This window comes from Micromonospora coriariae (genome assembly GCF_900091455.1).
Taxonomy (GTDB): Bacteria; Actinomycetota; Actinomycetes; order Mycobacteriales; family Micromonosporaceae; genus Micromonospora; species Micromonospora coriariae.
In genome coordinates this window covers 1858410-1875754 of the sequence record NZ_LT607412.1, presented here as the reverse complement: position 1 = coordinate 1875754, position 17345 = coordinate 1858410, and the positions used below count along the sequence as shown (strand labels likewise).

Below are 17345 nucleotides of genomic sequence, written 5' to 3'. Positions count from 1 at the left end.
ATTGTCGACCGTGCGGTGACAGCCGATCCCGCTGCCGCCAACTGCCTCCCCAGGCGGATCAGGCGGACCGGTCGGGTCAGGCCGTGTTGTTGGCCAGTGCGATCAGCCGTGACCGGTCGCCGTTCCAGTAGTTGCGGTCCACGTTGCCGCTGATCCCGGAGACGGCGCCGGTGCTGGTGTACTGCCAGAAGCTCCACACCGGCGCGCCGGCCGGTAGGGCGCCCGGCGTGCTCGCCCAGCGGGCCAGCCAGAGCGGGTGGTTCGCCCAAGGGCCGGTCCAGCTGCCCGTGCACTGGTTCCAGAAGCTGGTCGTGGTGTAGATGACCGCGTAGCGGCCGGTGCGGGAGCGGTAGGTGTTCAGGAAGTCCTGGACCCAGTTGCGCATCCCGGTGGTGCTCAGGCCGTAGCAGTAGCCGCCGGCGTACGGGTTGGCTTCCAGGTCCAGCGCGGCGGGGAGGGTCCGGCTGTCCGCCGACCAGGCGCCGCCGTTGGAGGCCAGGTAGTTGGCCTGGGTGGAGCCGGCGGAGATGTTCGGCCGGGCGAAGTGGTACGCCCCGCGGATCACCCCGGCGTTGTACGCGTTGACGTAGTTCGCGTTGAAGTTCGGGTCCTTGTAGCTCGTGCCCTCGGTGGCCTTGATGAAGGCGAACTGGATGCCGGCGTTGCGCACGCTGGTCCAGTTGATGCTGCCCTGGTAGCGCGATACGTCGACGCCGGGCGTGGTGGCGGCGGCCGCCGGGCCGGCGGTCGCGACCAGGGTCGCCGCCGCGGTGGCGAGCAGGGTGAGGCCGGCCGCGAGCACGCGGCGCAGCGGTGATCTGGTACGGGCCATGGCTGCCTCCAAGGACGTCGGTCTATTGACGCCCATCTTTGGAGGTAACTGCCCTAGATCGCAAGAGTTGTTGAAGAAACTTTCATCGACGGGTGTCGGTGGGCACTGAACGTTGCGATGGGATGGCTCAGCGCAGGGCAGAGGGGTCGAGCTGCCAGCGGAACGGCTCCACGATGGTCAGCGCCTCGCCTTGCTTGGCCACCTGGTCCTCGACGTAGTGCTCGCCGTCGAGCCGGAACAGCCGCAACGAGTGACCGTCGCCGTCCTGCTCGACCAGCAGGTACCAGGGAATCCGTGCGATGGCGTAGAGCTGCATCTTGACCAGCCGGTCAGCGGCGGCGTTGCCGGGCGAGACGATCTCGCAGACCAGGACCACCTCGGCGGCCTCCACCACGGTGCCCTCGTCGTCGGTGTCTGCGACGACCACGTCCGGCATGACGATCCGGTCCACCCCGAGCCGCACGTTGACCGCCTCGAACACAAGAAGGTTGAGCGGCCGTGCGGCTGGCCGAAGGCTGTCGACGAGGTTCCACGACACCAGTTGGTGTCGCTTGCTCGGGACAGGGCTCACGATCAGGCTCCCGTCGAGCAGCTCGATCCGGTCCGGGGTCTCACCCAACGCGAAGTAGTCGGCCTCGGTCCACAGGCCGATGTGCGGCTCCAGGGGCGCTGCGCTCACCTGCCTTCACCTCCCGCTCCGCTCGCCACCCGATCAGTCTCACACCACACGAGGCGGTGGCCCGGCACCGACACCGAACGCCGCCGGTAGGCTCGCGCCCCATGATGTCGATCGACGGGCTGGGCGACCTGTGGGACACGCTGTTCGGCGCTCAGCCGGACCCGCCCCCGCTGCTGGTGCTGATCACCGCGGCCGTCGCGCTGGTGGTGGTCAGTACCCGACTGCCGTGGCGGGTCGCCCGCAACGCCATCACCATCGCCCACGAGGGCGGGCACGCGCTGGTCGCCCTGCTCACCGGCCGTAAGCTGCGCGGGATCCGGTTGCACTCGGACACCTCCGGGCTGACGCTCTCCGCAGGCCGGCCCTCGGGGCCCGGCATGATCTTCACCCTGCTCGCCGGCTACGTCGCCCCACCGCTGGTCGGGCTGGCCGGTGCCTGGCTGCTCGGCGGCAACCGGATCACACTGCTGCTCTGGGTCGCGGTGGCGCTGCTGCTCGCCATGCTCGTCATGATCCGCAACGCCTTCGGCGTGGTGTCGCTGCTGGTCACCGGCGCCCTGGTGCTCGCCGTCTCGTGGTACGCCACCCCGCAGGTACAGGCCGCTTTCGCGTACACCGGGGTGTGGTTCCTGCTGCTCGGCGGGGTGCGGCCGGTGGTGGAGCTGCAACGGCTGCGCTCGCGCGGCCGGATGCCCGCGTCCGACGCCGACCAGCTCGCCGGGCTCACCCCGTTCCCGGCGTTCTTCTGGGTGCTCTTCTTCGCCCTGGTCAACGTGGTCGCGCTCGTCGCCGGCGCGCTGCTGCTCGCCGGCCCGATCCTCACCAACGCCGGCCTGACTCCCTGACCACGAGGGTCCGGGCGGGCAGAATGGGCCCATGCGATACGTGATCATCGGGGCGGGTGCGGTCGGCGGGACCATCGGGGTGCGGCTGGCCGAGGCCGACAGGGACGTGACGCTGGTGGCCCGGGGCGCGCACCTGGACGCGATCCGCGAGCGGGGTCTGACCCTGCGTCGGCCCGACGGCGACCTGACCGCCCGGCTCGCCGCCGTGGACGGGCCAGGCGATCAGCCGCTGCCGGCGGACACGGTGCTGATTCTCACCGTGAAGTCGCAGGACACCGCGGGCGCGCTGGCCGCCTGGGTGGACGCGCCGGTGGACGGAGGTGGCACGGCGGGTGAGCGGCTGCCGCTGGTCACCGCACAGAACGGGGTGGCCAACGAGCGAGCCGCGCTGCGGCTCTTCGCCGACGTGCACCCGGTCTGCGTCTGGCTGCCTGCCACCCATCTGGATCCGGGCGTGGTGGTGTCCAACGGCTACCCGCACCCGGGAATGCTGCACATCGGGCGGAACCCGGCCGGCGCCGACGACACCGATCAGGCGATCGCCGCCGACCTGACCGCCGCCGGGTTCGTCGCCCCGGTCCGGCAGGACGTGCTGCGCTGGAAGTACGGCAAGCTGCTCGCCAACCTCGGCAACGGCCTTCAGGCGCTGCTCGGCCGGGACATCCCGGACGCGCTGGCCGAGCGGGTACGCGCCGAAGGCGTCGCCGCGCTGGCCGCCGCCGGCATCGCGCACACCTCGCCCGAGGAGGAGAAGGCCGAACGCGGTGACCTGGTCGGGCAGCGCCCGGTCGCCGGTGCGGACCGCTCCGGCGGTTCCACCTGGCAGAGCCTGGCCCGGGGCACCGGTTCGACCGAGGTCGACCATCTCAACGGGGAGATCGCGCTGCTCGGTCGGCTCCACGGCGTACCGACGCCGGCAAACGTGGCCGTGCAGCGGGCCGTACGCCGGGCGGTGCGGGAGCGGATCGGAGCGGGCGCGTTCCCGCTCGCCGAGTTGGAGAAGATGATGGCCTGATCGAGGCAACCGCCGAACCCATCCGGGGCGTGTTCCCAGCGACCGACACGGGGAGGTAACGGGTGCCGGACGTCGACGGGTTCGATGAGTTCTACCGGGGGAGTCGGCAACGGCTGCTCGGTTTCGTCTACGTGCTCACCGGTGATCGGGGCGAGGCGCAGGACGCCGTGCAGGAGGCGTACATCCGGGCGTGGCAGCGCTGGTCGACGGTCAGCGCGTACGACGACCCGGAGGCGTGGGTGCGGGTGGTGGCCAGCCGGATCGCGGTCAGCCGGTGGCGCAGCCTGCGCAGCCGGGCCCGCGCGTACCTGCGGCACGGGGCAATCGAGAGCGTTCCCGGGCCGGGCACCGACACCGTCGCGGTGGTCGCCGCCCTGCGCCGACTGCCCGAGGAGCAACGCGTCGCCATCGCCCTCTACTACCTGGTCGGCATGCCGGTCGCCGACGTGGCGCGGGAAACCGCGGCCCCGGTGGGCACCGTCAAGGCCCGCCTCTCCCGGGGGCGCGCCGCGCTCGCCGGTCTGCTCGCCGTCTCTGATCTCGAGGAGGCAACCGATGCGTGACGACCCGACCTTCGTCGAACACATCCAGCGGGAACTGCGCGACGTGCACTGGCCCGGCCCGGAGGAGATCCGCGCCCGGGCCCGCCGCCGCAGCCAGCGCAGGATCGTGGTGGCCACCGTCGTGCTGGCCCTCGCCGGGGTCTCCGCCGCAGCGGTCGCCGCTCCGAGGAAGTCCCCGTCACCGGCCCTGCCGGCCGCCTCCGCCTCGCCGACCCGGCACGAGATCAGCACCGACGCACTCCTGCAGCCGGCCGACCTGACGCAGCAGGTCGCCCCGCCGTCGTACCCCTGGCAGCTCAGCCAATCGGGGCTGGGGGAGCCGGTTCGGCTGGATAACCTGCTTGCCGAGTGCCGGACGAGTCAGGGGCTGTCGCTGGGCTGGCCGATGTCAATCGTGTCCCGTTCGCAGACGCTGTTGCGGCAGCACCCTCCGGGCCCTCGCACGGAGGGCGACGCCCTCGTCGCGCAGGACCTCTACCGGCTGACGCCCGAGGCGGCCACACAGCTCTTCGCCGGTCTGGACGACCTGATCGCCCCGTGCGCCGAATGGCGAAGCGTCGGGCAGTTGGACACGGCGGGGGTTCTCAGCACGGTAGAAGCCGTCCACCGGTGGGCGGTGACGCAGCGGGGTTTCGCCGGCGACGACGCCGCCATCCTGCGGGACTCGCTCACGGCCGCCAGGGACGTGAAGACCGGGCAGACAGACGGCGACGATCCGCCGCCGATCCTGCTGGCCGTCGTCCGGGTCGGCGACACCGTCTCGGTGCTCCGCCTCGGGTACGACGGCACCGAAGCCGAACTCCGCCAACTCGCCGTGGCGGCGGCGGCCCGGATGTGCGCCGCCGCCAACCCGGCCTGCTGACACCACCCTCAGAGGGGGATGTTGCCGTGCTTCTTGGGCGGCAACGCCTCCCGCTTGGTGCGCAGCACACGCAGCGCCCGGACGATCTGGGTGCGCGTCTCGTGCGGCGGGATCACCGAGTCGATGTACCCGCGCTCGGCGGCCACGTACGGGTTGGCCAGGGTGTCCTCGTACTCGGCGATCTTCTCGGCCCGAACCGCCGCCGGATCCTCGGCGCCGGCCAGCTCCGAGCGGTAGAGGATGTTCACCGCGCCCTGCGCGCCCATCACCGCGATCTGAGCGGTCGGCCAGGCGAAGTTCAGGTCCGCGCCGAGATGCTTGGAGCCCATCACGTCGTACGCCCCGCCGTACGCCTTGCGGGTGATCACGGTGACCTTGGGGACTGTCGCCTCGGCATACGCGTAGATCAGCTTGGCGCCGCGACGGATGATGCCGTCCCACTCCTGACCGGTACCGGGCAGGAAGCCGGGCACGTCCACGAAGGTCAGCACCGGGATGTTGAACGCGTCGCAGGTGCGGACGAACCGGGCGGCCTTCTCCGAGGCGGCGATGTCCAGCGTGCCGGCGAAGTGCATCGGCTGGTTGGCCACCACGCCGACCGGGCGCCCCTCGACGCGGCCGTAACCGACCACGATGTTCTGCGCGTAGAGCGGCTGGACCTCCAGGAACTCCCCGTCGTCGAGGACGTGCTCGATCACCCGGTGGATGTCGTACGGCTGGTTGGCCGAGTCCGGGATCAGCGTGTCGAGCTCCCGGTCCTCGTCGCTGATCTCCAGGTCGGCGGGAGCCTCCAGGACCACCGGCTCGTCGAGGTTGTTCGACGGCAGGTACGACAGCAGCGCCTTGACGTAGTCGACCGCGTCCTCCTCGTCGGCGGCGAGGTAGTGCGCGTTGCCGCTGCGCGAGTTGTGCGTACGGGCCCCGCCCAGCTCCTCCATGCCGACGTCCTCGCCGGTCACCGTCTTGATCACGTCTGGACCGGTGATGAACATGTGCGAGGTCTGGTCGACCATCACTGTGAAGTCGGTGACCGCCGGGGAGTAGACCGCGCCGCCGGCACAGGGGCCCATCACCAGCGAGATCTGCGGGATGACGCCGGAGGCCCGGACGTTGCGGAAGAAGATCTCGCCGTAGAGGCCGAGAGAGACCACGCCCTCCTGGATGCGCGCCCCGCCGGAATCGTTGATGCCCACCACCGGGCAGCCAATCTTCATGGCCAGGTCCATCACCTTGACGATCTTCTCGCCGAAGACCTCACCGAGGGAGCCACCGAAGACCGTGAAGTCCTGTGCGAAGACACAGACCTGCCGGCCGTCCACCGTGCCGTAGCCGGTGACCACACCGTCGCCGTACGGGCGGTTCTTCTCCAGCCCGAAGGCCGTGGACCGGTGCCGGGCCAGCTCGTCGAGCTCGACGAAGGAGCCCTCGTCGAGCAGCATCTCGATCCGCTCGCGGGCGGTCTTCTTGCCCCGGGCGTGCTGCTTCTCGACCGCCCGCGCCGAGCCGGCGTGCACCGCCTCGTCGACCCGGCGCTCCAGGTCCGCCAGCTTGCCCGCGGTGCTGTGGATGTTGGTCCCGGTCTCGGTAGTCACCCAGGGAATATAACGATGGTTCAGGCCGACGCCGCTGTGCAGTACGCCTCAGTGCCGGTGCGGCCACCGTCGTAGGCTGGCGGGATGCCGGGCTCCCCGTACACCAATCTGGACCGCCCGCCGTTGTCGGCGGCCCGGCTGCGGCGCGCGTTGGTCGCGCCGCACGGCCCGTGGGCCCGGTTGGAGCTGCGCACCGAGACCGGTTCCACGAACGCCGACGTGGCCGAGGCGGCCCGGGCCGGCGAGCCGGAGGGTCTGGTCGTGGTCGCCGAGCGGCAGACCGCCGGTCGCGGCCGGCGCGGTCGCGTCTGGCAGTCGCCGGCGCGGGCCGGGATCGCCACCAGCGTGCTGCTGCGGCCCGGCGAGGCCGTGCCGGACCGCGGTTGGCAGGCCGCGCCGCCCACCGGGTACGGCTGGCTGCCGCTGCTGGCCGGCGTCGCGCTGGTCGAGGCGGTGGCCCGGCTGGCCGAGCTGGAGGCCACCCTGAAGTGGCCCAACGACCTGCTGATCGGCGACGCGAAGTGCGCCGGCGTGCTCGCCGAGGCGGTGCCCGGGGGCGCACCGGACCAGCCCCCGGCGATCGTGGTCGGTATCGGGCTGAACGTGACGCTGCGCGCCGACGAGCTGCCGGTGAACCCGACCGGGCTGCCGGCCACCTCGTTGCAGCTGGCCGGCGCGGCGGCCACCGACCGGGACCCGCTGCTGCGGGCGTTGCTGCGCGCGGTCGCCGACTGGTACGACCGCTGGCGCGCCGCTGGCGGGGACGCCGTTGCCAGCGGCCTGCGCGACGCCTACCTGGCGGCCTGTGCCACTGTCGGCCGCGAGGTGCGGGTCCTGCTTCCGGGCGGCGACGACCTGACCGGCACCGCCACCGGCGTGGATCCCGACGGTCAGCTCCTGGTCACCACCCACACCGGCGACCGGGTCCTGGCCGCCGGCGACGTCCTGCACCTCCGGTGAACGCAACCCACCCCGTGCGGCTGATCCGCTAGGAGGGTTGGACCGGTTACGGTCTGCGCGTCGGAAAAATGGCGATGGAGGTTCCCGTGGCGTTCCCCGAAGACGTGCTCACCGAGGACGAGCACGTCGTGCTGCACCTGCACCCGCACTGGAAGGCCTTGATCCGGCCGATCGCGGTGCTGGTGCTGGCCATCGCGGCGGTAGTCGCTGGCGTGCTCCTGCTGCCGGCTGGCGGCGGTGGCTCGATCGCGCTGGCCGTGATCGGCGTGCTCGCCCTGGTCGCCGTGCTCTGGCTCGGCCTGTGGCCTTTCCTGGTCTGGCGCACCACGCACTACCTGTTCACCAATGAGCGGGTGCTGCTCCAGCAGGGTGTCTTCTCCCGGGACCGGCGGGACCTCCCGCTCACCCGGATCAACGACCACTCGATGAACCAGCGTTTCATCGAGCGGCTGCTCGGCTGCGGCACGCTCACCATCGAGTCCGCCGGCGAACGCGGTCAGTCGGTGCTCGCCGACGTCCCGGGGGTCGGACAGGTGCAGACGACCCTGTACGAGCTGGTCGAGGCGCAGCACGACAAGCACTCGCTGGGCGACGGGGAGATGCGCGACATCCTCGCCGACATGCGCGAGGGCAAGCCGCTGCGCGACACCACGAGCTGATCCCGACTCCCGCGACCGCCCCGGCCCACAGTGTCGGGGCGGTTCAGGCGGGGGGTTGCGTCCCGGACGGATCCGTGTCGGACCCTTCGGTCTCGGGTGACGGGGGGCGCAGGGCGAACCAGCCGCGGAAGCGGGTGCGCAACACCTCCTGCTCGGGCCGGTCGTCCGCGCCGAGGCGGAGCATGGTGCCGGTGAGGCTGGCGGTGCCGAGGCCCGGGCGGGCGGTGGACGGCCGGGCGCCCATCACGTCGACCCGGACGGCGAGTCGATCTCCGGCGCGCACCGGGGCGAGCCAGCGCAGCTCCTCCAGGCCGGGGGAGGCGTCCGCCGCCGCGCGGGACAGCAGGTGGTCGACGTACGCCCGCATGAACAGGCTGACCGTGTAGAAACCGCTGGCGATGAGCCCGCCGTGCCGGCTCGCTCCGGCCAGCTCCGGGTCGACGTGGTACCACTGCGGGTCGAAGCGGCGGGCGAAGGCGACCATCTCGTCGCCATCCACCGTGACCACGCCGAGGTCGACGGTGAGCCCTGGGACGAGGTCCTCGAAGAACAGCTCGGCGCGTGCCCCGGTGCCGGAACGGGCTGCGGGTGGTGTCACCGGCGGGGCGCGCGGCGGGTGCCGGCGTGCAGCTCCGCGGCGAGTTCCGCGTCCAGGTCGGCGGAGAAACCAGCGCTCAGCGGCGTGGGCCTCCCCTGGGTGGGAGCGCCGATCGGGCCGGGTGCGGTCGCCGGGCGGTCGTCGGACTCGGACTCCTCCAGTTCCGAGACGGATTCGGCCAGCTCGGCGACCGGGTCCATCTCGGCCATGGTGTCCCACTCGTCACGCGGGATGCTGTGCCAGGTGGGTTCGGCCTTCGCCTCGGTCTCGGCCGGTACGACGGGCTGGAAGACGAAGGTCCGGTACGACCAGAACCGGAACAGGGTGGCCAGCAGCACGCCACCGGTCTTCGCGACATTCAGAGCCAGCAGGCCGTGTACGCCGAGGCCGTACTTGGCCGCGGCGAGCACGCCCAGTTCAATGAGCAGGCCGGTCGCGTTGAATAGGAAAAACAGGACGTACTCCCGCCGGAGCGCCGATTTCGGGCGGTCCCGGTACGTCCAGTGACGATTCATGAGATATGACGTGATCGTGGCGACGATGGTCGCGATCACGGTGGCCTTCAACTGACCATCGGCAAAGACGGTGAGTGCAAGGACATTGAACACCGCGTAATTGATTACGGTGTTGATGCCGCCGACGATGCCGAATTTGAGCGCCTCGCGGATGAACTTCTGCCAGCGCTCAGGCAGCAGACGGACAAGACGCATGCGAAACACCTTAGGGCAGTCGGTGAAGCCGGCGATCACCGGCCGGACGAGGTGGGCGGCAGGTCACGCGCCGTGGTCTCGGTCGTGCGTCACCTGCGGAACGGTCCGGGTTCCCGCTTCGACGAAGACGAACCGCCGGTAGGACCAGAATCGGAAGAGCGTGCCGAGGCCCGTGCCGACGACGAAGCTGGCGATGTTGTCGGCCAGCGGCGTCTGGAACACCGCCGGCCAGATGCTGCCGAGCCCGTACCGGCTGATCGCGAGGCAGGCCACCGCGATGCCGAGGCCGACGGCGTTGAAGAAGAAGAAGAGCGCGTACTCCCGGGCCGGATTGTTGCGCTGGCGGTGCCGCCAGGTCCAGAACCGGTTGCCGACGAAGGCGACGGTGGCCGCGATGACGGTGGAGATGGTCTTCGCCGTCACCTGTTCGACGCCACGCGCGGTCGTCAGGTAGTTGAACAGCGCGAAGTCCAGGAGGAAGGCGATGCCGCCGACCGTGGCGAACTTGCTCAACTCGCGCACGAGGTGACCGAAACGGTCGAGCAGTGCCCGGACCAGACCCGGCCGGGTCTGCCGGGGACCCGGTTGCTCCCCGGTCATCGTGGCGGCCACGGGCCGAGCGTACCGGCTGGCGACCAGTCGGCGGGGTAGCAACGGCGAGCAGGCGTGGTCGCTTCTACCGGACGTGCGCCGGGTGCCGCACTGCTGAACTCAGCGTAACCAACGGGAGGACTGACGCGTCCCGGAACGGGAATCCACGCACCGGTCGGCGGGGCCGGTTCGCCGCTCGACCGCAACTCACGTCGACGGGGTGCACAACAAGATTTGCGTGAAACTGCGCGGGAAAGCGGGTATCAGCTCCCAATGCCGCAGCGTGGCCGTAGCTTGTGCAGTTCTTCACAACCAGTCCCACTGACTCGGAAGGCTGCCCGGTTTACGCTGAGCCCAATCCCAGGTTTCCACGAAGGCGACGCATCGCGCCGCTGAGACTCGTGCATCCCATAGATCGGTCAGCGTCGACCACAAGGAGATGTGTCATGGTTGCTCCGGCTGTTGTGCGGGGTATCGATCAGGCCCCGACGTCCCATCCGAAACTGCTTGCCTGGGTCCGTGAGGTCGCGGAACTGACCACCCCCGACCGGGTCGTCTGGGTGGACGGGTCCGACGAGGAGTGGCGCCGCCTCACGGATGAGCTGGTCGAGGCCGGCACCCTGCTCCGGCTGAACCCGGAGAAGAAGCCCAACTCGTTCTACGCGCGTACCGACCCCACGGACGTCGCCCGGGTCGAGGAGCGCACCTTCATCTGCTCCGTCGACGAGGCGGACGCCGGCCCCACCAACAACTGGATGGCGCCGGCCGAGATGAAGCGGACGATGAACGACCTGTACCGCGGTTCGATGCGCGGTCGCACGATGTACGTCATCCCGTTCGTCATGGGCCCGGTCGAGGCGGAGAGCCCGATGTTCGGCGTCGAGATCACCGACAGCCCGTACGTGGTCGCCTCGATGCGCATCATGACCCGGATGGGCGCCCGGATCCTCGAGGCGATGGGTGACGACGCGGACTTCGTGCACGCGCTGCACTCAATCGGCGCCCCGCTCGCGCCGGGCCAGCAGGACGTCGCGTGGCCGTGCAACGACACGAAGTACATCTCGCACTTCCCGGAGACCCGTGAGATCTGGTCGTACGGCTCCGGGTACGGCGGCAACTCGCTGCTCGGCAAGAAGTGCTACTCGCTGCGGATCGCCAGCGTCATGGGGCGCGACGAGGGCTGGCTCGCCGAGCACATGCTGATCCTCAAGATCACCTCGCCGGAGGGGAAGGTCTACCACATCGCCGGCGCGTTCCCCTCCGCCTGCGGCAAGACGAACCTGGCAATGGTGGAGCCGACCATCCCGGGTTGGAAGGTCGAGACCATCGGCGACGACATCGCCTGGATGCGGTTCGGCGAGGACGGTCGCCTCTACGCGGTCAACCCGGAGTACGGCCTCTTCGGCGTCGCGCCGGGCACCGACTGGAAGACCAACGCCAACGCGATGCGGACGCTGGACCGGGGCAACTCCATCTTCACAAACGTGGGCCTCACCGACGATGGGGACATCTGGTGGGAGGGCATGGGTGAGCCCCCGGCGCACCTGATCGACTGGAAGGGCAACGACTGGACGCCGGAGAGCGACAGCCTCTCCTCCCACGCGAACAGCCGGTTCTGCACCCCGATCACCCAGTGCCCGATCCTGGCCGAGGACTACTACAACCCCAACGGCGTGCCGATCGACGCGATCCTCTTCGGCGGCCGTCGCAAGGACACCATCCCGCTGGTGACCGAGGCTCGTGACTGGGTGCACGGCGTCTACATGGGTGCCACCCTCTCCTCGGAGACCACCGCCGCCGCGTCCGGCGCGGTCGGCGTGGTGCGTCGGGACCCGATGGCGATGCTGCCGTTCATCGGCTACCACGCCGGTGACTACTTCCGGCACTGGATCGAGATGGGCAAGGGCACCGACGGCGACGAGGCCAAGCTGCCCAAGATCTACTACGTCAACTGGTTCCGTAAGGACCCGGACGGCTCGTTCCTCTGGCCAGGCTTCGGGGAGAACTCCCGGGTGCTGAAGTGGGTCGTCGAGCGGATCGAGGGCCGGGCCGAGGCGGTGGAGACTCCGGTCGGCATGGTTCCGGCTCCGGACGCACTGGACGTCGAGGGCCTGGACATGACCCCGGAGGACGTCCGGATCGCGCTGAAGGTCGACCCGGACGAGTGGCGCAACGAGCTGCCGCTGGTCACCGAGTGGTTCGAGAAGTTCGGTGACAAGCTGCCCGGCGTGCTCTGGGCCGAGCTGGACGCGCTGCGGGCCCGCCTGGACGCCGCGCAGCCGCAACGGTAGGTGTGAACGAGACCCTTCGCGGGCAACATCGGACTTCATGAGGACGGCCGCCGAGACCCAGGTCCGGCGGCCGTCCGCCGTCCGGGTGCTCACCACCCTGCTGGCGACGACCGCGGCGGCCACCCTCGTGGTCGAGCTGCTCAACTGGTGGTACGCCCCGGAGCAGGGCTTCGGGCTGGCCGTACGGACCGGGTGGGCCATGCTGCGCTCATTCGGCTTCCTGCTGCTGATCGGGCACGTGCGACGGGGGCGTACGGTGGCCCGCCCGTTCGGGCTGATCCTCGCGGTCACCACGATCTTCGCGGTCGGCCGGCTCATCGTGCCCCGGCAGGGGGTGCCGCCACTGCCCGGCCTGCTCGGCTTCGCCATTCTCACGGCGCTCTGTGTCGCGGTGGTCTGGTTGCTCTACCGCTCGTCGGCGTTGGCCGGGCACCTGGTCCGGCACCGTCCACGCCTCGTCATCGACCGGGACGGCATCTCCTGGCGGGAGACTCCTCCACGCCGACCGGAGGCCAGTGCCTGGCTGCTGACCAGCCGGGTGGCGGCCTTCACCTACAGCCCGCTGATGCTGGTGCCGGCCCTGGTGGCCGGAGGATCCATCCTGGACGACCGGCTGACCGCGGTGCCGGCCGTGCTGTTCTGGTTCGGCGCCGGGATCGCGGCCAGCTACGCGGTGCTGTTCTGCACCGCGTTCCTGATGCGCGGCAAGCACTGGGCGCGCGGCCTGCTGGTCGTCGTCACGATTGCCGTACTCGCCGTGGACCTGCCGCTGTGCTGGTGGCTGCTGGGGTTGGACGGCCTGGTCCGGGACGGCGGCCCGCTGCTCACCGCCGCCGCCCTGACGCTGTACGGGCTACGGCGCGCGGCTCGCGCCCAGGATGCCGCGGCCCCGGCCTGACCTCCTCGGCGTGGCTCCCGTGCCGGCCGGCCGCGCCTCCCCGATGTCCTGTCGAGCTGCCCCAGATGTGAGCCGTCGGGTACTCCGGCCGTCTGCTGGCCCTTCCCGGCGCCTGTCGAGCTGCCCCAAACTTGGGCCGTCAGGCACTTCGGCACTCAGCGTGCCCCAGGTGTGGGGCAGCTCTACAGGGCCCGGCACATGCACCTGCCCTGGACCAGCCGTGGGCCCGCTCGCCGCGCGGGGGTGCCGACCGCGCGGGGGCATCTGGGCAGATCGGGCGCTTGGGTGCCGGTCGACTCGAGCGGGCAGGAGGCAGGATGGCGGGTGGCGCCGGTCACAGCGACAGGCGTCGGCGGCGCAGGCGGATCGCCGGCGGGGCGGCCCCGGCCGCGCCGCACCGGCCGGAGGGAGGCTCGCGGTGGGCGACGAGTTCGACGTGGTGGTGGTGGGAGCGGGGCCGGCCGGAGCGGCCGCCGCGCTGACGGCCCGCCGGGCGGGTGCCAGTGTGCTGCTGCTGGACCGGGCCGACTTTCCCCGGGACAAGGCGTGTGGTGACGGGATCGCCGCGCACTCGGTGGACGTGCTCGCCGACCTGGGGGTGACCGAGGCGGTGGCGGGCTACGCACCGCTGCCGGCGCTGCGCATGATCGCCCCGGGCGGGGGAGCGGTGGCGCGGGCGTTGCCCCGCCCGGCGTACACGGTGCCCCGGCAGGTCTTCGACGCGAGGCTGGTGGCGGCCGCGGTGGCCGCCGGCGCGCAGCTGCGCCGGCACACCGTCCGACGGGTGGAGCCGCGCGCCGACCGGGTGGTGCTCGACGGGGAGCTGTCCGGCCGTGTGGTGGTGGGCGCGGACGGCGCCGGGTCGGTGGTGCGCCGGGCGCTCGGCCACCCGGTGAACCCCGACCGGCACCTGGCGCTGGCCATCCGGGGGTACGCGCCGGCGTTGCCCGGCCCGTCCGAGCAGCTCATCGTCACCTCGCAGGCTCGTTGGCCGGCGTACGCCTGGTCGTTCCCGATCGGCGACGGGCGGGCGAACGTCGGGTACGGGGAGGTGCTGCGCGGTGAGCCGCTGAGCCGGGGGTACCTGCTGGACCGGCTGGCCGCGCTGCTGCCCGGCACCGACCTCGCGACGGTGACCGCGCTGCGTGCCCACCACCTGCCCTTGTCCACCCACCGGCCGGCGCCGGGGCAGGGCCGCACCCTGCTCGCCGGGGACGCGCTGTCGCTGATCAATCCGTTCACCGGGGAGGGCATCTTCTACGCGCTGCTCTCCGGTGCGTTGGCCGGGGCGGCGGCGGCCGGCGCACCCGAGGCCGCCGCCCGCCGCTACGCCGACGGACTCCGTCGCCGCCTCGGCACCCACCTGCGGCACAGCTCGGTGGCGGCCTGGCTGGCGCGGCGCCGATGGGTGGTCGACGCGGCGGTCCGGGCGGCCCGTCGGGACGACCGGGTGTTCGACGACGTGGTCGAGCTGGGGCTGGGCGACGGGCGGCTCACCGCCCGTACCCTGGCCATGATCGGCATCGGGCTCCCCGGCGGGGATCGGCCTCCGAGGCGGTGATCCGCCGGGCGGGTCGCTACGCTGCTAGGTGATGACGCTGCGGAACCTTATCTACTCCGTGTACGAGCGCCGGCTCACGGCGAAGCTCGCGGGTAAGCCGGTGCCCCGGCACGTCGGGGTGATGTGCGACGGAAACCGCCGGTGGGCGAGGGAGATGGGCTTCGTCGACCCGAACGACGGGCACCGGGTCGGCGCCGCGAAGATCAAGCATGTCCTCGGCTGGTGCGACCAGGCCGGTATCGGGCACGTCACCCTCTACCTGCTGGCCACCGACAACCTGCGCCGGCCGGCCAGCGAGCTGGACCCGCTGCTCAAGATCATTGAGGACCTGGTGGTGGAGCTGGCCGAGGAGGGCAACCCCTGGCGGCTGCGCATCGTCGGCGCGCTCGACCTGCTGCCGGCGCAGACCGCGGCGGCGCTCAAGGGCGCCGAGGAGCGCACCCGCGAGCGCAGCGGCGGTGCCGAGGTCAACATCGCGGTGGGCTACGGCGGCCGGCGGGAGATCACCGACGCGGTGCGCTCGCTGCTGCTGGAGCACGCCGCCTCCGGCGGCACCATCGAGGAACTGGCCGAGGTGCTGGACGTCGAGCACATCGCCGAGCACCTCTACACCCGCGGCCAGCCCGACCCCGACCTGGTCATCCGCACCAGCGGCGAGCAGCGGCTCTCCGGCTTCATGCTGTGGCAGTCCGCGCACTCGGAGTTCTACTTCTGCGAACTCAACTGGCCGGATTTCCGGCACATCGACTTCCTGCGCGCGCTGCGCTCGTACGCCACCCGGCAACGTCGCTACGGCGCCTGACCCGGTCAGGGCAGGTGGGTCAGTGCCCGGGTGAGGAAGTCGCCCAGGGCGGCCGGAGACTCGATTGTCAGATCGGCGGCGTTCGCCACCTCCTGGCCGGTCTCCGGGTTGGCCACCGCCACGCAGACGCCGAAGAAGTCCGGGTCGGCCGCGGCTCGGGCGCGCAGCGCGGCGAAGGCCTTGATGTCCGAGACGTCGTCGCCGAAGTACCAGGCCCCGGTGGCCTCCCGGATCACCTCGCCGATGACCATGCCCTTGTCCCGGTCGACCGGCGGCTTGAGCTCCAGCACCATCCGCCCGGCCTGTACCCGCAGCCCCAGCCGGTCGGCCTGCGCCTGCCCCCACTGCTGCATGGTCGGGCCGAGCTGCGGCGCGGTACGCCAGTGCAGCGCGACGGAGAGCCGCTTGTACTCGACAAGCGTGCCGGGCGGCAGCTCCGCGCGGGCCAGGTCGGCCAGCTCGGCCATGGTCGGCACCCAGGGCAGCGCGGTCGGCTCGGTGACCGTCTCCCCGCCGGAGTGGCTGTGCTCCAGCCCGTAGAGGCCGTAGAGGTCCACGCCGGCGAGCCCGCCGAGCTGGTCCCGGAGGAACTCGACCGGTCGGGCGGAGACGATCGCGACCCGCTGCACCACCGGGGCCAGCGCCTCGATCGCGGCCAGCGCCTTCGGAGCGGGGCGTACTGCGGTCGGATCGTCGTCGACGGGCGCGAGCGTGCCGTCGAAGTCGAAGAAGAGGACGGTCCCGGCGGCCCGGCCGGCGGTGATCCGCCAGGCCTGGTCGGCGTTCAACGGGGTCCTCGGCTGCTGATTGCCCAGATTCAACGGCGGCACGCGCGTCAGCGTACCCCGGCGAAGGAGGGTCATTCCTGGCCGAGCGGGCCCACTCGGAGGCGCATGGTCAGCGTTCGGCGGCTCCTCGTCCGCGGCGGCCGAACGGCACCACCGCCGCCTCCTGGCCATGACTCAGCAGATAGCCCTCCACGAACCCGGTGTTGCGATCGCCGGTGTGGTTCTCGATCTCGTTGAGCCGTGCCACCAGGAACTCGGTGAGTGCGCTGATCCGGTCGTTCAGCCGCTCGTGCAGCTCCGCCACGACGGCCAGGATGACCGCGGTGCCGGCGCTGGTGAGCGCGAGGAGGTTGACGAGCAGCGGAAGCTGCCCGCCGTTGACCACGAGGGTCACCACGTTGCCGGTCGCCCACAGTGTCATCGACACCGTGGCGACCACGACTGCCAACCACTTCAGGGTCATGGACAGACCCCTCCTTCTGTCCCGCAGGGCTGGGTTCGGCCTTGTCCCGTCCCCCCGCCGACGACGAGCCCAAGCAGTACGAATAGGGACGCTAGCGTGCCCGTTCCGGCCCCGGAGCCAAACGAATGAACCTGACCAGGCGTTCTTTCGCCATCTGAGGAACTAGCCGGCCTGATTCCCTCTCTTTCGGACATCGACCGGCAGCGTAGGGCGATATGCGAGGTATCGAATGGTCTCGCGGATGTGGAACTTCTCCGCGTCCGACACGTTCGGGTCGACCAGCCGCCGCAGCAGAGCCTCCACGTCCGGGTCCATCGGCGGCGCCGGTTGGCCGGCACGCGGGCCGGCGGCGGTGCGGTCCCAGCCGAGGGCGGCGAAGGCCGCGGCGGGGTTCAGCCCCAGGCCCTCGCAGAAGGCGACCACACGTTCGGCCTCCGGGTCGCTGGCCCAGTCGCCGCGGACCCACCGGTTGATGGTCTGCCGGGAGACGCCGGTGCGCCGGGACACCTCGGTGCCGCTCCAGGCCCGCGTCGCCCGGGCCTCGTCCAGCGCGCGCCGGACGAAGGTGGCGAAGGCGATCTTCCGCGCATTGGCCGTCTCGGTCACCCCGTGACGGTACGGCCAGTCGGCCGTTGG

The 17345-nt window shown here is 71.3% G+C and carries 19 protein-coding genes; 10 read left to right on the top strand and 9 right to left on the bottom strand.

Annotation, left to right across the window (positions count from 1 at the left end):
• Window positions 1-76: 76 nt before the first annotated feature.
• Together GA0070607_RS08685 and GA0070607_RS08680 are read right to left on the bottom strand one after the other, a co-directional pair.
• Complete coding sequence (locus GA0070607_RS08685; protein ID WP_089017735.1) at window positions 77-832, bottom strand: GH25 family lysozyme; 756 nt, start codon at window positions 830-832, stop codon at window positions 77-79.
• A 127-nt stretch (window positions 833-959) separates the two neighbouring features.
• Window positions 960-1511, bottom strand: coding sequence for a Uma2 family endonuclease (locus GA0070607_RS08680; protein ID WP_089017734.1), 552 nt, complete (start codon window positions 1509-1511; stop codon window positions 960-962).
• A 101-nt stretch (window positions 1512-1612) separates the two neighbouring features.
• Here GA0070607_RS08680 and GA0070607_RS08675 point away from each other — a divergent pair, with 101 nt between their 5' ends.
• From GA0070607_RS08675 to GA0070607_RS08660, 4 genes are all read left to right on the top strand, one after another.
• The gene (locus GA0070607_RS08675; RefSeq protein ID WP_089017733.1) at window positions 1613-2356 is read left to right on the top strand and encodes a M50 family metallopeptidase; all 744 of its coding nucleotides are present in this window, start codon (window positions 1613-1615) and stop codon (window positions 2354-2356) included.
• Between the two features lie 31 nt (window positions 2357-2387).
• Window positions 2388-3371, top strand: a complete 984-nt coding sequence (locus tag GA0070607_RS08670) for a ketopantoate reductase family protein (protein ID WP_089017732.1) — start codon at window positions 2388-2390, stop codon at window positions 3369-3371.
• A 62-nt stretch (window positions 3372-3433) separates the two neighbouring features.
• Entirely contained in the window at window positions 3434-3934 is a 501-nt protein-coding gene (locus GA0070607_RS08665; protein ID WP_089017731.1) for a SigE family RNA polymerase sigma factor, read from the top strand.
• A complete protein-coding gene (locus GA0070607_RS08660; RefSeq protein ID WP_089017730.1) occupies window positions 3927-4796 on the top strand; it encodes a hypothetical protein in 870 nt (289 codons plus the stop codon). The genes GA0070607_RS08665 and GA0070607_RS08660 overlap by 8 nt, the downstream gene beginning before the upstream one ends.
• Window positions 4797-4804: 8 nt before the next feature.
• On the opposite strand, the gene GA0070607_RS08655 is transcribed toward GA0070607_RS08660, so the two are convergent.
• Window positions 4805-6388, bottom strand: a complete 1584-nt coding sequence (locus GA0070607_RS08655) for an acyl-CoA carboxylase subunit beta (protein ID WP_089017729.1) — start codon at window positions 6386-6388, stop codon at window positions 4805-4807.
• A gap of 84 nt (window positions 6389-6472) precedes the next feature.
• On the opposite strand from GA0070607_RS08655, the gene GA0070607_RS08650 reads away from it, so the two are divergent.
• Window positions 6473-7348: a biotin--[acetyl-CoA-carboxylase] ligase gene (locus GA0070607_RS08650; protein WP_089017728.1), complete on the top strand. Its 876-nt coding sequence runs from the start codon at window positions 6473-6475 to the stop codon at window positions 7346-7348.
• An 86-nt stretch (window positions 7349-7434) separates the two neighbouring features.
• Window positions 7435-8007, top strand: a complete 573-nt coding sequence (locus GA0070607_RS08645) for a PH domain-containing protein (RefSeq protein ID WP_089021733.1) — start codon at window positions 7435-7437, stop codon at window positions 8005-8007.
• Window positions 8008-8050: 43 nt separating this feature from the next.
• Here the strand turns inward: GA0070607_RS08645 and GA0070607_RS08640 are convergent, their stop codons facing one another.
• From GA0070607_RS08640 to GA0070607_RS08630, 3 genes are all read right to left on the bottom strand, one after another.
• On the bottom strand, window positions 8051-8605 hold the full coding sequence (locus GA0070607_RS08640; RefSeq protein WP_197701249.1) for a MaoC/PaaZ C-terminal domain-containing protein: 555 nt from the start codon (window positions 8603-8605) through the stop codon (window positions 8051-8053).
• A complete protein-coding gene (locus GA0070607_RS08635) occupies window positions 8602-9315 on the bottom strand; it encodes a GtrA family protein (RefSeq protein ID WP_089017727.1) in 714 nt (237 codons plus the stop codon). Before GA0070607_RS08635 ends, GA0070607_RS08640 begins: the two co-directional genes overlap by 4 nt.
• Window positions 9316-9378: 63 nt before the next feature.
• Window positions 9379-9969 (bottom strand): GtrA family protein, encoded by a 591-nt coding sequence (locus GA0070607_RS08630; RefSeq protein WP_408630873.1) that lies wholly within the window; start codon window positions 9967-9969, stop codon window positions 9379-9381.
• Window positions 9970-10352: 383 nt separating this feature from the next.
• Here GA0070607_RS08630 and GA0070607_RS08625 point away from each other — a divergent pair, with 383 nt between their 5' ends.
• From GA0070607_RS08625 to GA0070607_RS08610, 4 genes are all read left to right on the top strand, one after another.
• Complete coding sequence (locus GA0070607_RS08625; RefSeq protein ID WP_089017726.1) at window positions 10353-12197, top strand: phosphoenolpyruvate carboxykinase (GTP); 1845 nt, start codon at window positions 10353-10355, stop codon at window positions 12195-12197.
• Between the two features lie 37 nt (window positions 12198-12234).
• On the top strand, window positions 12235-13095 hold the full coding sequence (locus GA0070607_RS08620) for a hypothetical protein (RefSeq protein WP_089017725.1): 861 nt from the start codon (window positions 12235-12237) through the stop codon (window positions 13093-13095).
• Between the two features lie 418 nt (window positions 13096-13513).
• Complete coding sequence (locus tag GA0070607_RS08615) at window positions 13514-14656, top strand: NAD(P)/FAD-dependent oxidoreductase (RefSeq protein ID WP_089017724.1); 1143 nt, start codon at window positions 13514-13516, stop codon at window positions 14654-14656.
• Between the two features lie 31 nt (window positions 14657-14687).
• Window positions 14688-15458, top strand: a complete 771-nt coding sequence (locus GA0070607_RS08610; protein ID WP_089017723.1) for an isoprenyl transferase — start codon at window positions 14688-14690, stop codon at window positions 15456-15458.
• A gap of 5 nt (window positions 15459-15463) precedes the next feature.
• On the opposite strand, the gene otsB is transcribed toward GA0070607_RS08610, so the two are convergent.
• The 3 genes from otsB to GA0070607_RS08595 form a co-directional block, all read right to left on the bottom strand.
• Window positions 15464-16288 (bottom strand): trehalose-phosphatase, encoded by an 825-nt coding sequence (gene otsB / locus GA0070607_RS08605; RefSeq protein ID WP_089017722.1) that lies wholly within the window; start codon window positions 16286-16288, stop codon window positions 15464-15466.
• 67 nt (window positions 16289-16355) lie between these two features.
• Window positions 16356-16709 carry a hypothetical protein gene (locus GA0070607_RS08600; protein WP_074316803.1) on the bottom strand — a complete coding sequence of 118 codons (354 nt, stop codon included), beginning with the start codon at window positions 16707-16709 and terminating at the stop codon, window positions 16356-16358.
• A 162-nt stretch (window positions 16710-16871) separates the two neighbouring features.
• Entirely contained in the window at window positions 16872-17315 is a 444-nt protein-coding gene (locus tag GA0070607_RS08595; protein WP_089021730.1) for an XRE family transcriptional regulator, read from the bottom strand.
• Between the last annotated feature and the right edge of the window lie 30 nt (window positions 17316-17345).

What these genes read in the sequence shown, in the direction of transcription:
- GA0070607_RS08635 (WP_089017727.1), bottom strand. Translation starts at nt 9,315, where the DNA reads ATGCGTCTTGTCCGTCTGCTGCCTGAGCGCTGGCAGAAGTTCATCCGC.
- GA0070607_RS08620 (WP_089017725.1), top strand. Translation starts at nt 12,235, where the DNA reads ATGAGGACGGCCGCCGAGACCCAGGTCCGGCGGCCGTCCGCCGTCCGG.
- GA0070607_RS08675 (WP_089017733.1), top strand. Translation starts at nt 1,613, where the DNA reads ATGATGTCGATCGACGGGCTGGGCGACCTGTGGGACACGCTGTTCGGC.
- GA0070607_RS08625 (WP_089017726.1), top strand. Translation starts at nt 10,353, where the DNA reads ATGGTTGCTCCGGCTGTTGTGCGGGGTATCGATCAGGCCCCGACGTCC.
- GA0070607_RS08685 (WP_089017735.1), bottom strand. Translation starts at nt 832, where the DNA reads ATGGCCCGTACCAGATCACCGCTGCGCCGCGTGCTCGCGGCCGGCCTC.
- GA0070607_RS08610 (WP_089017723.1), top strand. Translation starts at nt 14,688, where the DNA reads ATGACGCTGCGGAACCTTATCTACTCCGTGTACGAGCGCCGGCTCACG.
- GA0070607_RS08670 (WP_089017732.1), top strand. Translation starts at nt 2,388, where the DNA reads ATGCGATACGTGATCATCGGGGCGGGTGCGGTCGGCGGGACCATCGGG.
- GA0070607_RS08600 (WP_074316803.1), bottom strand. Translation starts at nt 16,709, where the DNA reads ATGACCCTGAAGTGGTTGGCAGTCGTGGTCGCCACGGTGTCGATGACA.
- GA0070607_RS08650 (WP_089017728.1), top strand. Translation starts at nt 6,473, where the DNA reads ATGCCGGGCTCCCCGTACACCAATCTGGACCGCCCGCCGTTGTCGGCG.
- GA0070607_RS08660 (WP_089017730.1), top strand. Translation starts at nt 3,927, where the DNA reads ATGCGTGACGACCCGACCTTCGTCGAACACATCCAGCGGGAACTGCGC.